The 15,665-nt window shown below is 62.0% G+C and carries 14 protein-coding genes; 5 read left to right on the top strand and 9 right to left on the bottom strand.

Annotated elements, in window-relative coordinates; genetic code table 11:
* Positions 1 to 54: 54 nt before the first annotated feature.
* From BGK68_RS22065 to BGK68_RS22085, 5 genes are all read right to left on the bottom strand, one after another.
* Entirely contained in the window at positions 55 to 765 is a 711-nt protein-coding gene (locus tag BGK68_RS22065; RefSeq protein ID WP_006463281.1) for a succinate dehydrogenase iron-sulfur subunit, read from the bottom strand.
* An 11-nt stretch (positions 766 to 776) separates the two neighbouring features.
* Positions 777 to 2,555, bottom strand: a complete 1,779-nt coding sequence (gene sdhA / locus BGK68_RS22070) for a succinate dehydrogenase flavoprotein subunit (protein WP_008329930.1) — start codon at positions 2,553 to 2,555, stop codon at positions 777 to 779.
* Between the two features lie 2 nt (positions 2,556 to 2,557).
* Positions 2,558 to 2,923 (bottom strand): succinate dehydrogenase, hydrophobic membrane anchor protein, encoded by a 366-nt coding sequence (sdhD, locus tag BGK68_RS22075; protein WP_075258830.1) that lies wholly within the window; start codon positions 2,921 to 2,923, stop codon positions 2,558 to 2,560.
* A 2-nt stretch (positions 2,924 to 2,925) separates the two neighbouring features.
* On the bottom strand, positions 2,926 to 3,336 hold the full coding sequence (gene sdhC / locus BGK68_RS22080; RefSeq protein WP_075258831.1) for a succinate dehydrogenase, cytochrome b556 subunit: 411 nt from the start codon (positions 3,334 to 3,336) through the stop codon (positions 2,926 to 2,928).
* Positions 3,337 to 3,512: 176 nt separating this feature from the next.
* Positions 3,513 to 4,298 (bottom strand): GntR family transcriptional regulator, encoded by a 786-nt coding sequence (locus tag BGK68_RS22085; protein WP_075258832.1) that lies wholly within the window; start codon positions 4,296 to 4,298, stop codon positions 3,513 to 3,515.
* Positions 4,299 to 4,766: 468 nt separating this feature from the next.
* Between BGK68_RS22085 and BGK68_RS22090 the strand changes: the two genes are divergently transcribed.
* The 5 genes from BGK68_RS22090 (at position 4,767) to BGK68_RS22110 (ending at position 11,699) form a co-directional block, all read left to right on the top strand.
* The gene (locus tag BGK68_RS22090; protein WP_034350453.1) at positions 4,767 to 5,756 is read left to right on the top strand and encodes a malate dehydrogenase; all 990 of its coding nucleotides are present in this window, start codon (positions 4,767 to 4,769) and stop codon (positions 5,754 to 5,756) included.
* Between the two features lie 93 nt (positions 5,757 to 5,849).
* On the top strand, positions 5,850 to 6,851 hold the full coding sequence (locus BGK68_RS22095) for an HpcH/HpaI aldolase/citrate lyase family protein (protein WP_075258833.1): 1,002 nt from the start codon (positions 5,850 to 5,852) through the stop codon (positions 6,849 to 6,851).
* Between the two features lie 21 nt (positions 6,852 to 6,872).
* The gene (locus BGK68_RS22100; protein ID WP_075258834.1) at positions 6,873 to 7,418 is read left to right on the top strand and encodes a hypothetical protein; all 546 of its coding nucleotides are present in this window, start codon (positions 6,873 to 6,875) and stop codon (positions 7,416 to 7,418) included.
* A gap of 141 nt (positions 7,419 to 7,559) precedes the next feature.
* On the top strand, positions 7,560 to 10,271 hold the full coding sequence (acnA, locus tag BGK68_RS22105) for an aconitate hydratase AcnA (protein WP_034333995.1): 2,712 nt from the start codon (positions 7,560 to 7,562) through the stop codon (positions 10,269 to 10,271).
* A 180-nt stretch (positions 10,272 to 10,451) separates the two neighbouring features.
* The gene (locus BGK68_RS22110; RefSeq protein WP_075258835.1) at positions 10,452 to 11,699 is read left to right on the top strand and encodes a DUF2863 family protein; all 1,248 of its coding nucleotides are present in this window, start codon (positions 10,452 to 10,454) and stop codon (positions 11,697 to 11,699) included.
* Between the two features lie 188 nt (positions 11,700 to 11,887).
* Here the strand turns inward: BGK68_RS22110 and BGK68_RS22115 are convergent, their stop codons facing one another.
* The 4 genes from BGK68_RS22115 to BGK68_RS22130 form a co-directional block, all read right to left on the bottom strand.
* Positions 11,888 to 12,394 carry a chemotaxis protein CheW gene (locus BGK68_RS22115; RefSeq protein ID WP_013234939.1) on the bottom strand — a complete coding sequence of 169 codons (507 nt, stop codon included), beginning with the start codon at positions 12,392 to 12,394 and terminating at the stop codon, positions 11,888 to 11,890.
* Between the two features lie 18 nt (positions 12,395 to 12,412).
* Positions 12,413 to 14,569 (bottom strand): chemotaxis protein CheA, encoded by a 2,157-nt coding sequence (gene cheA, locus BGK68_RS22120; protein ID WP_075258836.1) that lies wholly within the window; start codon positions 14,567 to 14,569, stop codon positions 12,413 to 12,415.
* Between the two features lie 51 nt (positions 14,570 to 14,620).
* The gene (locus tag BGK68_RS22125; RefSeq protein WP_013234941.1) at positions 14,621 to 14,986 is read right to left on the bottom strand and encodes a response regulator; all 366 of its coding nucleotides are present in this window, start codon (positions 14,984 to 14,986) and stop codon (positions 14,621 to 14,623) included.
* 114 nt (positions 14,987 to 15,100) lie between these two features.
* On the bottom strand, positions 15,101 to 15,655 hold the full coding sequence (locus BGK68_RS22130) for a hypothetical protein (protein WP_013234942.1): 555 nt from the start codon (positions 15,653 to 15,655) through the stop codon (positions 15,101 to 15,103).
* Positions 15,656 to 15,665 lie beyond the last annotated feature (10 nt).

The raw sequence follows: 15,665 nt of genomic DNA on the forward strand, positions 1-15,665 counted from the left end.
CCCGCTGAGGTCCGCCAGCGTGGCGGACCTGGCTGGCGTACAAGCCGATAAGACTTATACCGAACGGCGAACCATCAGTTCCTTGATCTTGCCGATGGCCTTGTTGGGATTCAGACCCTTGGGGCAGACATCGACGCAGTTCATGATGGAACGGCAACGGAACAGGCGATACGGGTCTTCCAGGTTGTCCAGACGCGCGCCGGTGGCTTCGTCGCGGCTGTCGGCGATGAAGCGGTAGGCTTGCAGCAGGCCAGCCGGGCCGACGAACTTGTCCGGATTCCACCAAAACGACGGGCAGGACGTCGAGCAGCAGGCGCACAGGATGCACTCATAGACGCCGTCCAGTTCTTCACGCTGCTCGGGCGACTGCAGGCGCTCCTTCTCGGGCGGGATGCTGTCGTTGATCAGGTAGGGCTTGATCGAGTCGTACTGCTTGAAGAAGTTGGTCATGTCCACGATCAGGTCGCGGATCACCGGCAGGCCGGGCAGCGGCTTCAGAACGATGGGTTCGGTCAGCTCGTTCAGGTTGGTGATGCAAGCCAGGCCGTTCTTGCCGTTGATGTTCATGGCGTCGGAACCGCACACGCCTTCGCGGCAGGAGCGGCGCAGCGCCAGCGAATCGTCGACGTCGGACTTGATGCGCTGCAGGGCGTCCAGCAGCATCTTGTCGGTGGGCTTCAGTTCCACCGTCAGGTCTTGCATGTACGGCTTGTCGTCCTTGTCCGGATCGTAACGATAGATCTTGAATTTCAGGGTGCGAGTCATGTTGCGACCTCTTAGAAAGTACGTGCTTTAGGTTTGAAAGTCTCAACGGTCAGCGGCTGCATGTTGACCGGCTTGTAGTCGAGACGATTCCCCTCGGAGAACCACAGCGTGTGCTTGAGCCAGTTCACGTCATCGCGCTGCTCGTAGTCGCTGTGCGCGTGCGCGCCACGCGATTCCTTGCGGGCAGCGGCCGAAGTGATGGTGGCCTTGGCGGTTTCGATCAGGTTGTCCAGCTCCAGCGCTTCCACGCGGGCGGTGTTGAAGACCTTGGACTTGTCCTTGAAGGAGACGTGCTTGCGGCGCTCGTCCAGCTCCATGATCTTGGTGTAGCCTTCCTGCAGCAGGGCGTCGGTACGGAACACGCCGCAGTACTTCTGCATGGTGGCGCGGATGTCGTTGGCCACGTCCTGCACGCGCTCGGAACCGGTGCTGCTTTCCAGGTGCGCGATGCGTTCCAGCGAGCGGTCCAGGGCGCCAGCCGGGATCGGCTTGTGGCTCTGGTCCTGCAAACGGCTGCCGACGATGTGGTTGCCAGCGGCACGACCGAACACCACCAAATCCAGCAGCGAATTGGTGCCCAGGCGGTTGGCGCCGTGCACCGAGACGCAGGCGCATTCGCCGATGGCGTACATGCCCTGCACCACTTCCTTCATGGAACCGCCCTTGGGCGCGACCACCTGGCCGTGGATGTTGGTGGGGATGCCACCCATCTGGTAGTGGATGGTCGGCACGACCGGGATCGGCTCCTTGGTCGCATCGACGTTGGCGAACTTGTGGGCGATTTCCAGGATCGAGGGCAGGCGCTTCTTGATGGTGTCGGCGCCGATGTGGCGCAGATCCAGCAGCACGTGATCCTTGTGGGGACCGACGCCGCGACCTTCCTTGATTTCCTGGTCCATCGAACGCGAAACGAAGTCACGCGGAGCCAGGTCCTTCAGGGTCGGCGCATAGCGCTCCATGAAGCGTTCGCCATTGCTGTTGATCAGGATGCCGCCTTCGCCGCGCACGCCTTCGGTGATCAGCACGCCCGCGCCGGCCACGCCGGTCGGGTGGAACTGCCAGAACTCCATGTCCTGCAGCGGCAGGCCGGCACGTGCGGCCATGCCCATGCCGTCGCCGGTGTTGATGAAGGCATTGGTGGATGCAGCCCAGATACGGCCTGCACCGCCAGTGGCGAACAGGGTGGTCTTGGCGTGCAGCATCATGATTTCGCCGGTTTCCATTTCCAGCGCGACCACGCCGAGGACGTCGCCCTCTTCGTTGCGGATCAGGTCCAGCGCCATCCACTCCACGAAGAAGTGGGTCTTGGCGCGCACGTTGCGCTGGTACAGGGTGTGCAGCAGCGCGTGACCGGTACGGTCAGCGGCGGCACAGGCGCGTTGCACCGGCTTTTCGCCCAGGTTGGCGGTGTGACCGCCGAACGGACGCTGGTAGATGGTGCCGTCGGGGTTGCGGTCGAAGGGCATGCCGAAGTGTTCCAGCTCGTAGACGGCCTTCGGTGCTTCACGGCACATGAATTCGATGGCGTCCTGGTCGCCCAGGTAATCCGAACCCTTGACGGTGTCGAACATGTGCCAGTACCAGTTGTCTTCGGACATGTTGCCCAGCGAAGCGCCGATGCCGCCTTGGGCAGCCACGGTGTGCGAGCGGGTCGGGAAGACCTTGGACAGGACAGCGACGTTCAGGCCGGCTTCGGCCAGTTGCAGCGAGGCGCGCATGCCGGAGCCACCGGCGCCGACGATGACCGCGTCAAAGCGGCGGGTAGTGATGGCGGATTTGATTGCAGCCACGATTAGTTTCTCCACAGAATCTGCGCGGCATAGCCAGCGCAAGCGATCAGCCACACGATAGTGGCAACTTGCAGGACCAGACGCAGGCCAACGAGCTTGACGTAGTCCATCAGCGCATCACGCACGCCGATCCAGGCGTGGAAGAACAGCGCCATGAACACGGCAAAGGTGGCCACCTTGAACCATTGACGCGCAAACAGCGCCGCCCAGCCCTCGTAGCTGAAATTGGTCGCGGTAAAGAAGCACACCAGCAGGATCACGGTGTAGATAGCCATCACGACGGCGGTGGCGCGCTGCGCCATCCAGTCACGCAGGCCATAGTGGGCGCCCACGACCAGGCGCTTGGGTCCGATGTTGTTATCAGCCATTTTCAGAATGCTCCGAACAGTTTCAATGCGACCAGGACCATCAGCGCGATGCTGATCACCAGGACAGTTGCCGAGGACTTGCGCGCGCTGTCCTTGTCCAGACCGATGTGGTTGTCCATGATCAGGTGGCGGATGCCGGCGCAGAAGTGATGGAGGTAAGCCCAGGACAGGGCCAGGATGACCAGCTTGACGAACCAGCCTGAAACGAAGCCCTTGAGGTAGCTGAAGGTACCTTCGGAGAGCAGACTGCTGTCCAGCAGATAGAGGATGAAAGGCAGCATCAGGAACAGGAACAGACCGCTGATGCGGTGCATGATCGAGACGATGGCAGCCAGAGGCATGCGGTAACCGGCAATTTGGGTTAGGTGTATGTTACGAAATTGCGGCCGTTGTGGTTTAGCGGCTTCAGACATACAAGGTTCTCCTCAGATTAAAACAATCATGCAATTTTCGCCGATTTTCTAAATCACCATCAACATTTATTGCGCTTCGCAGCATGCTCGCCGGGTCTTGACCCGGCTTTGAAGCCGCTCCCCTGCGCCGTGCAGGCCCTGCCTGCCGGCACTCCGGGAAGAAGCTCTCCGGCCGCTCAGCTCAACTCGCTCTGGTAATGATGATTCGTCGTCAGGTACAGCCCGCGCCGCATTTCCACCGGCTTGTCGCCGTAGGTATATGAAGCCCGCTCCACACTCAGCAACGGCGTTTGGGGCGTTACGCCCAGAAACCCTGCCGCATCCGGATCCGCCCCGACGGCACGGATGCGCTCTTCGGCACGGATCATGCGCGTGCCGAACTCAGACTCGAACAGCCCATACAGCGGGCCGCGGTATTCCACCAGACGCTCGGCCGTCAAGCCCTTGAAGATGGCGCCAGGCAGCCAGATGTCTTCCAGGATGATGGGAACGCCATTGAACGATTTTACCCGGCGGATGAAAATGACCGAGTCGCCCGACTTCATGTCGAGCTGACGGGCCACTTCGGCCGAGGCGCGTACGCGCTTGACTTCGATGATCTTGTTTTCGGGACGCTGCGGCTCGTCGCTGTCGGCCATCAACCGCAGGAAGCGGAACTGCGCCTGGGTCTCGTGATGGGTGGCTACGAAGGTGCCCTTGCCCTGGCGGCGCACCACCAGGTTTTCGGCCGCCAGTTCGTCGATGGCCTTGCGCACCGTGCCCTGACTGACCTTGAAACGACCGCCTAGCTCGACTTCGCTGGGAATGAGCTCACCGGGCTTCCACTCGCCCGCCTCCAGGCGCTGCATGATGAGCGCCTTGATCTGCTGGTACAACGGACTGAAGGTGGGTGCCGGACTGGCAATACCCGCCCCCGCGGCTTGCGCGTCAGCGTTGTTGGAATTGGGCAGGATCGAGCTCATAACCTCGAATTTCACCACAAAACTCCTTCCGGCGTCCAGCAAAAACTAGGCAATAAGATGTCTTATATAAGACATAAGATATTGATTGACAGCCGACTTTCCCAAGCCTACACTCGCGAGCAAGCTGAAGACCGCCCACGCAGGCAGCAAGCGGATGACAGACCGGCAGACGATAACGAGAATCACTCTCATCGAGCCCTCTCCGATCCGGCGTTTTCATGCATGCAGAATCCAAGTTTGACAGGTTTTTGATTTGTCGGCAGGACCCGACCCGAAAGCAACTGACTCGCTGCGTTTTCGACGGTATCATGGCGGCCTAACAAGAATTCGAGGAAAACCGCGCATTTGTCATGCGCACCCCTGAAGCAACCGCTACACGGCCCTGCCGCGCCTTGCGCGACGTGACCGCAACGTACGCTTCAATGCAGTCTGAATGCTTTTTTTCATCACCTCTTTTGGAGATTCAACATGGCTAAAGCCCCCATGCGTGTTGCCGTCACTGGCGCCGCCGGTCAGATCGGTTACTCCCTGCTGTTCCGCATCGCCAACGGCGATCTGCTGGGCAAAGACCAGCCGGTCATCCTGCAACTGCTGGAAATCCCCGATGAGAAGGCACAGAAGGCGTTGAAGGGCGTCATCATGGAAATCGATGACTGCGCCTTCCCGCTGCTGGCTGGCGTGACCGCCCACAGCGATCCGATGACCGCCTTCAAGGACGCCGACATCGCCCTGCTGGTGGGCGCCCGTCCGCGCGGCCCCGGCATGGAGCGCAAGGACCTGCTGGAAGCCAACGCCCAGATCTTCACCGTGCAGGGCAAGGCGCTGGACGCCGTGGCCTCGCGCAACGTCAAGGTGCTGGTGGTCGGCAACCCGGCCAACACCAACGCCTACATCGCCATGAAGTCGGCCCCCAACCTGCCGGCCAAGAACTTCACCGCCATGCTGCGTCTGGACCACAACCGCGCCCTGTCGCAAGTGGCTGCCAAGATCGGCAAGCCGGTCTCGGCCATCGAAAAGCTGTGCGTCTGGGGCAACCACTCGCCCACCATGTACGCCGACTACCGTTTCGCCACCGCTGATGGCGCCTCGGTCAAGGACACCATCAACGACCAGGAATGGAACAAGAACGTGTTCCTGCCCACCGTGGGCAAGCGCGGCGCGGCCATCATCGAAGCCCGTGGCCTGTCCTCGGCCGCTTCGGCAGCCAACGCGGCCATCGACCACGTGCGTGACTGGGTGCTGGGCACCAACGGCAAGTGGACCACCATGGGCATCCCCTCCGACGGTTCCTACGGCATCCCCGAAGGCACCATGTTCGGCTTCCCGGTGACCACCGAAAACGGCGAGTACAAGATCGTCCAGGGTCTGGAGATCGATGAGTTCTCGCAAGAGCGCATCAACATCACGCTCAAGGAACTGCTGGAAGAGCGCGAAGGCGTCAAGCATCTGGTCGGCTGATTGACCACGGCGCGGCGGCAGGCTCCTGCTGCCGCGCCGGCTTTCCCGACATCGAACAATACGACAACCCCTACCCCAGTCCCATTCGCAGCAATGCATCCTTCCCAGGTCTTGTTCCCAGGTGCCCAGCAGCCGGTTTCGCTTCCGGTATGCGATCACTACGCCGGCTCCGAAAAGCTGATGCGCAAGTCGATGGCCCTGCAACAGGAACTCGGTCCCTTGTTCGACATCACCTTCGACTGCGAAGATGGCGCTGCCGCTGGCAATGAAACCGCGCACGCCGAGCTGGTCGCCGCCCTCATCACTGGCCCTGACAATGTCCACCGCCGTATCGGTGCGCGCCTGCATGATGTGGGCCATGCGCACTTCGAACAGGATGTAGCCATCCTCTGCGGCGCCGCTGCGCGCGAGCTGGCCTATGTGATGCTGCCCAAGCCGGAAGGCATCGATGACGTACTGCGCGCGCTGGAAAGCATCCACCGTGCAGCCCGCGCCGCCGGTCGCAGCGACCTGCCGGTGCAGGTGCTCATCGAGACCCATGGTGCGCTGGCCGATGCCTGGAAGATCGCCGCCCTGCCCCAGGTGCATTCGCTGTCGTTCGGGGTAATGGATTTCGTCTCGGCCCATTACGGCGCCATCCCCGGCAGCGCCATGCGCTCCCCCGGACAGTTCGACCATCCGCTGGTGCGCCGCGCCAAGCTTGAAATTTCCGCCGCCTGCCATGCGCACGGCAAGGTGCCGTCGCACAACGTGAGCACCGACATCAAGAATCCCGCCGCCGTGGCCGACGATGCGCGCCGCGCGGCACAGGAATTTGGCTATACCCGGATGTGGAGCATCCATCCGGACCAGATCCGTCCCATCGTGCAGGCCATGTCCCCGGCCACCGAAGAAGCCGACCTGGCGGCACAGATCTTGCTCAAGGCGCAGGCGGTGCAATGGGGACCGATCCAGCACCTGGGCAACCTGCACGACCGCGCCAGTTACCGTTATTACTGGAGTATCCTGCAACGCGCCCACGCCACCGGCGTGACGCTGCCACCGGAAACTTCAGTGTGGTTCGCCTGTGGCGACACCCCATCAACCCAGCCGTAAAGACCGTTACGACCGACGCCTATGAAAAAGCACCTGACCCTGATCGCCCTCCTGGGCGCCCTGTTCGCCACCGCCGGCATCACTGCGGCGCATGCTGAAACCGATACCAAACCGGCTGCCAAGAAAAAGGTAGTCAAGAAGGCGCCGGCCAAGAAGGCTGCAGCTGCCGCCGCCGCGCCGGCCGCCAAGATGCCCTTCTCCTCGGACGCCGAGGACGACGACAGCGAACCCGAACTGGGCGGCACCCTGTCGGCCGACTTCCAGTGCGAAATGGGTCACAAGCTGACCATCTGGAAGAATGAAGCCGACGACAAGCACATCGCCATCCGCTGGGACAAACGCATCCACCGCCTGACCCGCGTGGAGACCACCACCGGCGCCAACCGCTTCGAGAACCGCAAGATGGGCCTGGTCTGGATCGGCATCCCGGCCAAGGGTCTGCTGCTGGACTCCAAGAAGGGCCAGCAACTGGCCAATGAATGCAAGAACGCCGAGCAGATCAAGGCCGCCGCTGCTGCATCGGCAGCACCGGCCGCCACCGTCGCTGCGGCACCCCAGAAGAACTGAGCCGGCGGGCAACCGCCAGCTCATCTCGTATCAAGCAACACAGAATCACAGAATCAGGCAGCACCCCGCAGTTCACCATTGCAGCGCAAACCGGATTCGACTAGCTAGCATCACTAAATTGCCAATTAAGGAGAAGAGGCCATGTCTCGCAACACATTGAACACCCTGAAGGAATTCCCGATTTCCGGTTCCAAGAAGGGCAAGTTCTACTCCCTGCCCGCCCTGCAAAAGTCGCTGGGCGTGAATATCTCGCGCCTGCCGGTGTCCATCCGTATCGTGCTGGAATCGGTGCTGCGTAACTGCGATGGCCAGAAGGTCACCGAAGAACACGTCAAGCAACTGGCCAACTGGGGCGCCAAGGCTGCCCGCGTGGATGAGATCCCCTTCGTGGTGGCCCGCGTGGTGCTGCAGGACTTCACCGGCGTGCCGCTCTTGGCCGACCTGGCCGCCATGCGCAACGTCGCCAGCAAGCTGGGCAAGAACCCCAAGAACATCGAACCGCTGGTCCCGGTGGACCTGGTGGTGGACCACTCGGTGCAGATCGACCACTTCCGCGAGAAGAAGGCCCTGGACCTGAACATGAAGCTGGAATTCTCGCGCAACAACGAGCGCTACCAGTTCATGAAGTGGGGCATGCAAGCCTTCGACACCTTCGGCGTGGTGCCCCCGGGCTTCGGCATCGTCCACCAGGTCAACCTGGAATACCTGGCGCGCGGCGTGCACAACAAGACCGGCGTCTACTACCCTGACACCCTGGTCGGCACCGACTCCCACACCACCATGATCAACGGCATCGGCGTGGTCGGCTGGGGCGTGGGCGGCATCGAAGCCGAAGCCGGCATGCTGGGCCAGCCGGTCTACTTCCTGACCCCGGACGTGGTCGGTGTGAACCTGACCGGCGCGCTGCGCGAAGGCGTCACCGCCACTGACCTGGTGCTGACCATCACTGAACTGCTGCGCCAGACCAAGGTCGTGGGCAAGTTCGTCGAATTCTTCGGCGAAGGTACCGAATCGCTGTCGCTGACCGACCGCGCCACCATCGCCAACATGGCACCGGAATACGGCGCCACCATGGGCTTCTTCCCGGTCGACGACGCTACCATCGACTACTTCAAGGGCACCGGCCGCACCAAGGCCGAGATCGACGCCTTCGAAGCCTACTTCAAGGCACAAGGCCTGTACGGCGTGCCCAAGGCCGGCCAGATCGACTACACCCAGGAAGTCTCGCTGGACCTGGGCACCGTCGCCCCGTCGCTGGCAGGTCCCAAGCGTCCGCAAGACCGCATCGAGATCGGCAACGTCAAGTCCACTTTCTCCGACCTCTTCACCAAGCCGACCGCTGAAAACGGCTTCAACAAGAAGGCCGAAGACCTGACCGCGTCCTACAAGAACGCCGATGGCGTGGATGTGCACAACGGTGACGTGCTGATCGCAGCCATCACTTCCTGCACCAACACCTCCAACCCGAGCGTGCTGCTGGCTGCTGGCCTCTTGGCCAAGAAGGCAGTGGAAGCCGGCCTGAAGGTGGCTCCGCACATCAAGACCTCGCTGGCGCCTGGCTCGCGCGTGGTGACCAAGTACCTGGAAGCGGCTGGCCTGCTGCCGTACCTGGAAAAGCTGGGCTTTGGCGTGACCGCCTACGGTTGCACCACTTGCATCGGCAACGCCGGCGACCTGACCCCGGCCATGAACGAAGCCATCGTCAAGAACGACGTGGTGGCGGCTGCCGTGCTGTCGGGCAACCGCAACTTCGAAGCCCGTATCCACCCGAACATCCGTGCCAACTTCCTGGCCTCGCCCCCGCTGGTCGTGGCTTACGCCATCGCCGGCAATGTCACCCGTGACCTGATGACCGAACCGGTCGGCAAGGGTAAGGGCGGCAAGAACGTCTACCTGGGCGACATCTGGCCGACCTCGCAAGAGATCGAAAAGCTGTTGAAGTTCGCCATGAACGCCAAGACCTTCAAGGAAAACTACGCCGATGTGAAGGGTGCACCGGGCAAGCTGTGGGAAGCCATCAAGGGCGTCGCCAAGGGCGAAGTCTACAACTGGCCGACCTCGACCTACATCGCCGAGCCGCCGTTCTTCGAGAACTTCAGCGAAGAGCCCAAGGCTGCTGCCACCGGCATCAGCGGCGCCCGTGCCCTGGGCGTGTTCGGCGACTCGATCACCACCGACCACATCTCCCCGGCCGGTTCCATCAAGGAATCCAGCCCGGCCGGCAAGTGGCTGCAAGCCAATGGCGTGTTGAAGGCCGACTTCAACTCCTACGGCTCGCGCCGCGGCAACCACGAGATCATGATGCGCGGCACCTTCGCCAACGTGCGCATCAAGAACCTGATGATCCCGGCCAAGGAAGACGGCTCGCGCGTCGAAGGCGGCATCACCATTCACCAGCCTTCCGGTGAAGAAATGTCGATCTACGACGCCGCCATGAAGTACGTGGCTGAAGGCACTCCGACCATGGTCTTCGGTGGCGAAGAGTACGGTACCGGCTCCTCCCGTGACTGGGCTGCCAAGGGCACCCAGCTGCTGGGCGTGAAGGCCGTGATCGCACGTTCCTTCGAGCGTATCCACCGTTCCAACCTGGTCGGCATGGGCGTGCTGCCGCTGCAGTTCCTGGGCAACGACAGCGTGCAGTCGCTGGGCATCACCGGTGAAGAAAGCTTCGACCTGAAGGGCCTGGAAGGCGAAATCAAGCCGCAACAGGAAGCCACCCTGGTGATCCATCGCAAGAACGGCGAGACCCAGGAAGTCAAGCTGCTGCTGCGCATCGATACCCCGATCGAAGTGGACTACTACAAGCATGGCGGCATCCTGCCGTTCGTGCTGCGTCAACTGCTGGCAGCCTAAGCAGAACAACGCAGGACCTCACCGCAGGCTTGCCCTGCGGTGCATGCAACAGTGAAAACGCCGGATTCGTCCGGCGTTTTCTATTGCCCTTTGGGCATGCACGCCCCGCCTGGTCGCTGACACTGCTGCCAAATCATCTACAATAGACGGTTCCGTTTCCACCGATTACAGATTGCCTACATGCGTCGTCCCGCCAAACGTTCCTCCTCCAAGCTTTCTGCCGACAGCCAGCACCTGGTGACCTTTGCGCAAGCCATTGCCCAGGCCTCCAGCCGGCTCGAAGAGCGGGCCTGGCTGAAACCCCTGGACGCCCTGCTCAACAAGCTGCTGCGCACCGGCCACCAGGGCTTGATCGACGCCGCCCTGGATCACCTCTTCAAGGCTGACCTGGACGCCTACGACGTGCTGATCGAAGCCGTCGAGGCCGGTAGCGAAGCCACCTCGCTGGAACACGAAGGCCAGGACTACGATGTGCAGCTGCTGGTCCTGCCGGTGCTGGCCTGGACCCGCTTCGCCATCGCCTCGGGCCCCATCACCAGCGAGCTGTTGACGGCCATCGGCGCCCACCTGCACGCCCATGTGCTGGCCAAGGATGCGCGCCTGGCGCTGGCGCCGACCCTGTTCTCCATCGAACAGCTGCCACGTATGCACGCCGACGTCTTCGCCCTGACCCGCCAGATGGGCCAGACGGCGCTCAAGACCGGCCCGGTGCAGTTGCGCGGCGAACAGCCGCCCACCGCTGCCTTCCTGGCCGATACCCGCTACGTGATTGCCGCCGTGGTGGTGCCGGCCGGCGGCGCCCTGTTCCACTGGCAGGAAAGCGAACAGCAGAGCCACTTCTCGGCCAACAAGGCAGCCGCCTTCGAGGCCTGGAAACAGCAGGCTACGCCCCTGTTTACGCGCCTGCTGCCCGGCTGCAGCGTGGAGCTGCTGCTGCCGCAGGCCTACTTCTTCGGCTGCCGCGAAGCCGACAAGCGCATCCGCCCGGCCTCCATCCGCGCCGCGGACTACTTCCTGACCCAGACCCTGGACATCTCCTCGGCCGACCTGCACGCCAGCATCGGCGGCTTTTCCGAAGACATCAACGGCCAGATCGATGAATACCGCATCGGCTTTTCCATCGGCGGCGACCCTACCGTGGTCTATGGCACGGTATGGCCGCTCTACGAGCAGGAAAGCGGCGAAGACCTGCCCATGATGATCCCCGGCGGCGCAGGCCTGCTGGAGGGCTTGCCAGCCAGCCCGCTGCAGCAGATCCTGACGGTGCTGCGCGAATGCGGCATCGTCCACATCAAGCATCATGCCGAACGCTTCACGATGGAATTCTGCGATGATTGCGGCGCCCCGCTCTTCCCCGACCGCGAGGGCGAGCTGGTGCATGCCGAGATGCCGGAAGACACGCCCCCGCCGGTGGAGCACTTCCACTGAAGCACAGCGCCCCGTGCCGGCATGCACGGGGGCAGCGCGCAATAAAAAAGGCATCCCCCTGACGGCGGATGCCTTTTTCTCTTTTGCATCGGACTATCAAGCCCGTTTTTCCAGCGCTGCCGAATGACGATAGCCGTCCGATCCGGGCTGCGTCTCCTCCGGATCCCTTGCTGCCGGCCTCCTGTGGATCAGGCTGCCAGCTTTTCGATCAGACCCATTTCGGCGCTGGACATCAGCTTGTCGATGTCCACCAGGATCAGCATGCGCTGTTCCAGGGTGCCCAGACCGATCAGGTAGTCGGAGTCGAAGGTGGTGCCCATCTCCGGCGCCGGCTTGATCTGCTCCTGGGTCAGGGTGATCACGTCGGAAACGCTGTCGACCACCATGCCCACGACGCGGCCGCCGATGTTGAGGATGATCACGACCGTGAACTGGTCATAGGTCGGCTCGCCCAGCTGGAACTTGATGCGCATGTCCACGATGGGGACGATGATGCCGCGCAGGTTCACCACGCCCTTGATGAAGTCGGGCGAGTTGGCGATGCGGGTCACGGCTTCGTAGCCGCGGATTTCCTGAACCTTCAGAATATCGATGCCGTATTCTTCCTTACCCAGGGTGAAGGCAAGAAATTCGTTTCCGTTGCTGTCGGTCTTTTCGCCGAAGCCGGAAAGATTCTTGGATGCAGTGTCAGACATGTTGAGGCCCTTTAAAAATCAGGAAAATACAGATTCGTCATTCAGTTGGCGGCTGGATCGCAGCAAGGCTGCCACATCGACAATCAGGGCAACGCCGCCGTCGCCCAGAATAGTAGCACCGGAAATGCCAGCGACCTTCCGGTAGTTGGATTCCAGATTCTTGACAACGATCTGCTGTTGTCCGATCAGGTCATCCACGAAAAGTGCCGCCTTCTTCCCATCTGACTCCAAAATGACCACCAATCCTTGCGAGGGATCGGTGAATGAAGGTTCGATGTTGAAAATGTGATAAAGCGGAATCAGCGGCAGGTATTCTCCGCGTACGCGCAGCACCTGCCCCTGGCCGGAGATTTCCTTGATATCTTGCGCCAATGGCTGCAAAGATTCAACCACATATCCCAGCGGCAATATGTAGACTTCTTCGCCGATGCGGATCGACATGCCATCCAGGATGGCCAGCGTCAGCGGCAGCGAGATCGAAATGGTGGTGCCAAAGCCCTTGCTGGAGCGGATATCGACCGCCCCACCCATGGCCAGGATGTTGCGCTTGACCACATCCATGCCCACGCCGCGGCCGGAAACGTCGGTGACCTGCTCGGCGGTGGAAAATCCCGGCTCGAAGATGAGTTGCCAGACGTCGGCGTCGGAAAGGTTGTCGGTCACCGGCATGCCCTGCTGCTTGGCCTTGGCCAGGATCTTGTCGCGGTTCAGGCCGCCGCCGTCGTCGCTGACTTCGATGATGATGTTGCCGCCCTGATGCTCGGCCGACAACGACAGCGTACCGGCCTCGCTCTTGCCGCTGGCGCGGCGGGCGTCCGGCAACTCGATGCCGTGGTCGATGCTGTTGCGCACCAGGTGGGTGAGCGGATCGACGATGCGCTCGATCAAGCCCTTGTCCAGCTCGGTGGCGGCGCCGTGGGTGACGAATTCGACCTGCTTGCCCAGCTTGTGCGCCAGATCGCGCACCATGCGCGGGAAGCGCGAGAAGACGTAATCCATCGGCATCATGCGGATCGACATCACCGATTCCTGCAGATCCCGCGTATTGCGGCTCAACTGGCTGACGCTGTTGAGCAGGTGTTCGTGGGTCATCGGGTCCAGCTTGCCCACGCGCTGCTCGATCATGGCCTGGGTGATCACCAGTTCGCCCACCAGGTTGATGAGCTGGTCGACCTTTTCCACGCTGACCCGGATGGACGAGGACTCGTGGCCGGCGGCGGCCGCCGCGGCGGCCTTGGCCGCCTTCTTCTCGGCAGCGGCGTGTTCGGTCACGGCCAGCGGCGCATCCTCAGGATGCGGCTGGCTCAGGGTCTCGGCGTCTGGCTTTCTGGCGCGGATGTCCAGCGGCACGAAAGGCGCGAAGAAGCCGTATCCCTGCTCGCGTTCCTTGTCTTCGATGGCGGTATGGTTATCGAAGAAGCCGTAACCCTGGCTGCGTTCGCGCTCTTCCTGGGTCACGAAATTGTCGAAGAAGCCGTATCCGCGCTCCTGCTCGGTGGACGGCGCAGACTCGACCGCCTGCGAAATCTTGAGGTCGGCCACATTGACGATGAAGGCGCAGATGGCGACCACGTCATCGAGCGGCTCGGCCGTATCGAGGATGAAGACCCACTGCCCTTCGGGCGACTTGGTCTTCTCGATCTTGCCCAGCATGGCCAGCTCATCGGCCAGGGCTTCGGCATCCTTGTCGGCGATGACGGGCATCTCGATCCGGTAGCGGCGCACGCCGCCAGATGCCATCGGCGCGCTGGCCGCCGCTGCGGCGGCCTTGGCCGGCGCGGAGCTCTTGCCCTGCGACAGCGCTTCGAGCAGGCGGCGCACATCGGCCACCGCGCCCTGATCAACATCGGCCCCATGCTTGTGGCCGTCCAGCATGGACTTCAGTACATCCTTGGCCGCCAGGAAAGCATCCACATGTTCGGAGGTCAGAGCCATCTGGCCCTGGCGGATGCGGTCCAGCAGCGATTCCAGCACGTGCGTGACCTCGGCGATGTCCGTCAGACCGAAGGTCGAGGAGCCGCCCTTGATCGAATGGGCAGCACGGAAGACCGCATTGAGGTCCTCCGGATCCGGCGAGGCCACATTGACGGCCAACAACAGCTTTTCCATTTCGGCGAGGCCTTCCTCGGCCTCGTCGAAAAAGACCTGGAAAAACTGGCTCATATCAATGCTCATGCCTGGGCTCCATCCTGGATCAGTTCATATCGTTATTCTTGTCCTGGCAGATCAGCCAATCACCTTCCTGACCACTTCGGTCAGGCGCTGCGGATCGAAGGGCTTGACCAGCCAGCCATTCGCGCCGGCGGCCTTGCCCTTGGCCTTCATCTCGTCGCTGAATTCGGTGGTCAGCATGAGGATGGGCACGCGTGCATAGCTGGTCAGCTCGCGCAAGGAGCGGATCAGCGTCAGGCCATCCATGCGCGGCATGTTCTGGTCGGTCAGAACCAGGTCGAAGGTCTGCGACTTGGCCTTTTCCAGCGCATCCACCCCGTCAACAGCCTCGGTGACGTTGTAACCCGCGGCCTTCAGACTGAATACCACCATCTGACGCAGTGACCCGGAATCATCTACTGCGAGAATCGTTTTGGACATCGTTACTCCCTGTTTCTTCAATAAGGCTCATGCGCTCTCGCATTATGCCGCACCCTTGGCTTCGGTCCTACTGATGAGCATGGACCGAAATGACCTAGTTCAAGCTTGTCCCACTCAGAACAACTCGATGTCGCCACTTTCCATGCGCGTCTGGCGCACAGCCTTCCACAATCCGCTGTCCAGCACCGTCAGGCGCTCTTCCATCGCCTGCACCGTGCTGGCCAGCAGCTCCTGCAATTCATCGTTGCTCTGCCCCTGCTCCGGGACGATCTCGAAGCTGTTGGCGCTCAACACACCCAGCGCTTCGCGCAGTCCGATCACGCGGCGCACGATACGCTCCAGCAACTGGCTGGTCATGTCCTGGAACTGCAGGCCGGTGACGGCCGCATTGACGTAATGACTGACCTGCCCCTGGGTATCCTTCAACTGCTCGATGCTCTCGCTGTTGATCTCGCCGCTGCCATTCATCAGGCCTTCGAGGATGGTCTGCTGCATCTGGACCGCACGATGCAGCTCCATGAAGCTGGTGCCGAGCTTGCCGATGGCTTCGCCCAGCAGGATGTTGGTCTGCACCAGGTCCGACTCGACTTCCGTCAGCTGACGGCTGCCGCCACTGGCAGTATCGAGCAACAAGCGCTTGAGCTCCTGCAGCATGGTCTTGGTCGGCATATCCGGCTCT

It is taken from the genome of Herbaspirillum camelliae (genome assembly GCF_001929405.1).
Classification (GTDB): domain Bacteria; phylum Pseudomonadota; class Gammaproteobacteria; order Burkholderiales; family Burkholderiaceae_D; genus Herbaspirillum; species Herbaspirillum seropedicae.

Coding starts and splice junctions, on each gene's coding strand:
- BGK68_RS22115 (WP_013234939.1), bottom strand. CDS start 12,394: ATGTCTGACACTGCATCCAAGAATCTTTCCGGCTTCGGCGAAAAGACC.
- BGK68_RS22085 (WP_075258832.1), bottom strand. CDS start 4,298: ATGAGCTCGATCCTGCCCAATTCCAACAACGCTGACGCGCAAGCCGCG.
- sdhD (WP_075258830.1), bottom strand. CDS start 2,923: ATGGCTGATAACAACATCGGACCCAAGCGCCTGGTCGTGGGCGCCCAC.
- BGK68_RS22090 (WP_034350453.1), top strand. CDS start 4,767: ATGGCTAAAGCCCCCATGCGTGTTGCCGTCACTGGCGCCGCCGGTCAG.
- BGK68_RS22130 (WP_013234942.1), bottom strand. CDS start 15,655: ATGCCGACCAAGACCATGCTGCAGGAGCTCAAGCGCTTGTTGCTCGAT.
- BGK68_RS22100 (WP_075258834.1), top strand. CDS start 6,873: ATGAAAAAGCACCTGACCCTGATCGCCCTCCTGGGCGCCCTGTTCGCC.
- acnA (WP_034333995.1), top strand. CDS start 7,560: ATGTCTCGCAACACATTGAACACCCTGAAGGAATTCCCGATTTCCGGT.
- BGK68_RS22065 (WP_006463281.1), bottom strand. CDS start 765: ATGACTCGCACCCTGAAATTCAAGATCTATCGTTACGATCCGGACAAG.
- BGK68_RS22125 (WP_013234941.1), bottom strand. CDS start 14,986: ATGTCCAAAACGATTCTCGCAGTAGATGATTCCGGGTCACTGCGTCAG.
- sdhC (WP_075258831.1), bottom strand. CDS start 3,336: ATGTCTGAAGCCGCTAAACCACAACGGCCGCAATTTCGTAACATACAC.
- cheA (WP_075258836.1), bottom strand. CDS start 14,569: ATGAGCATTGATATGAGCCAGTTTTTCCAGGTCTTTTTCGACGAGGCC.
- BGK68_RS22095 (WP_075258833.1), top strand. CDS start 5,850: ATGCATCCTTCCCAGGTCTTGTTCCCAGGTGCCCAGCAGCCGGTTTCG.
- BGK68_RS22110 (WP_075258835.1), top strand. CDS start 10,452: ATGCGTCGTCCCGCCAAACGTTCCTCCTCCAAGCTTTCTGCCGACAGC.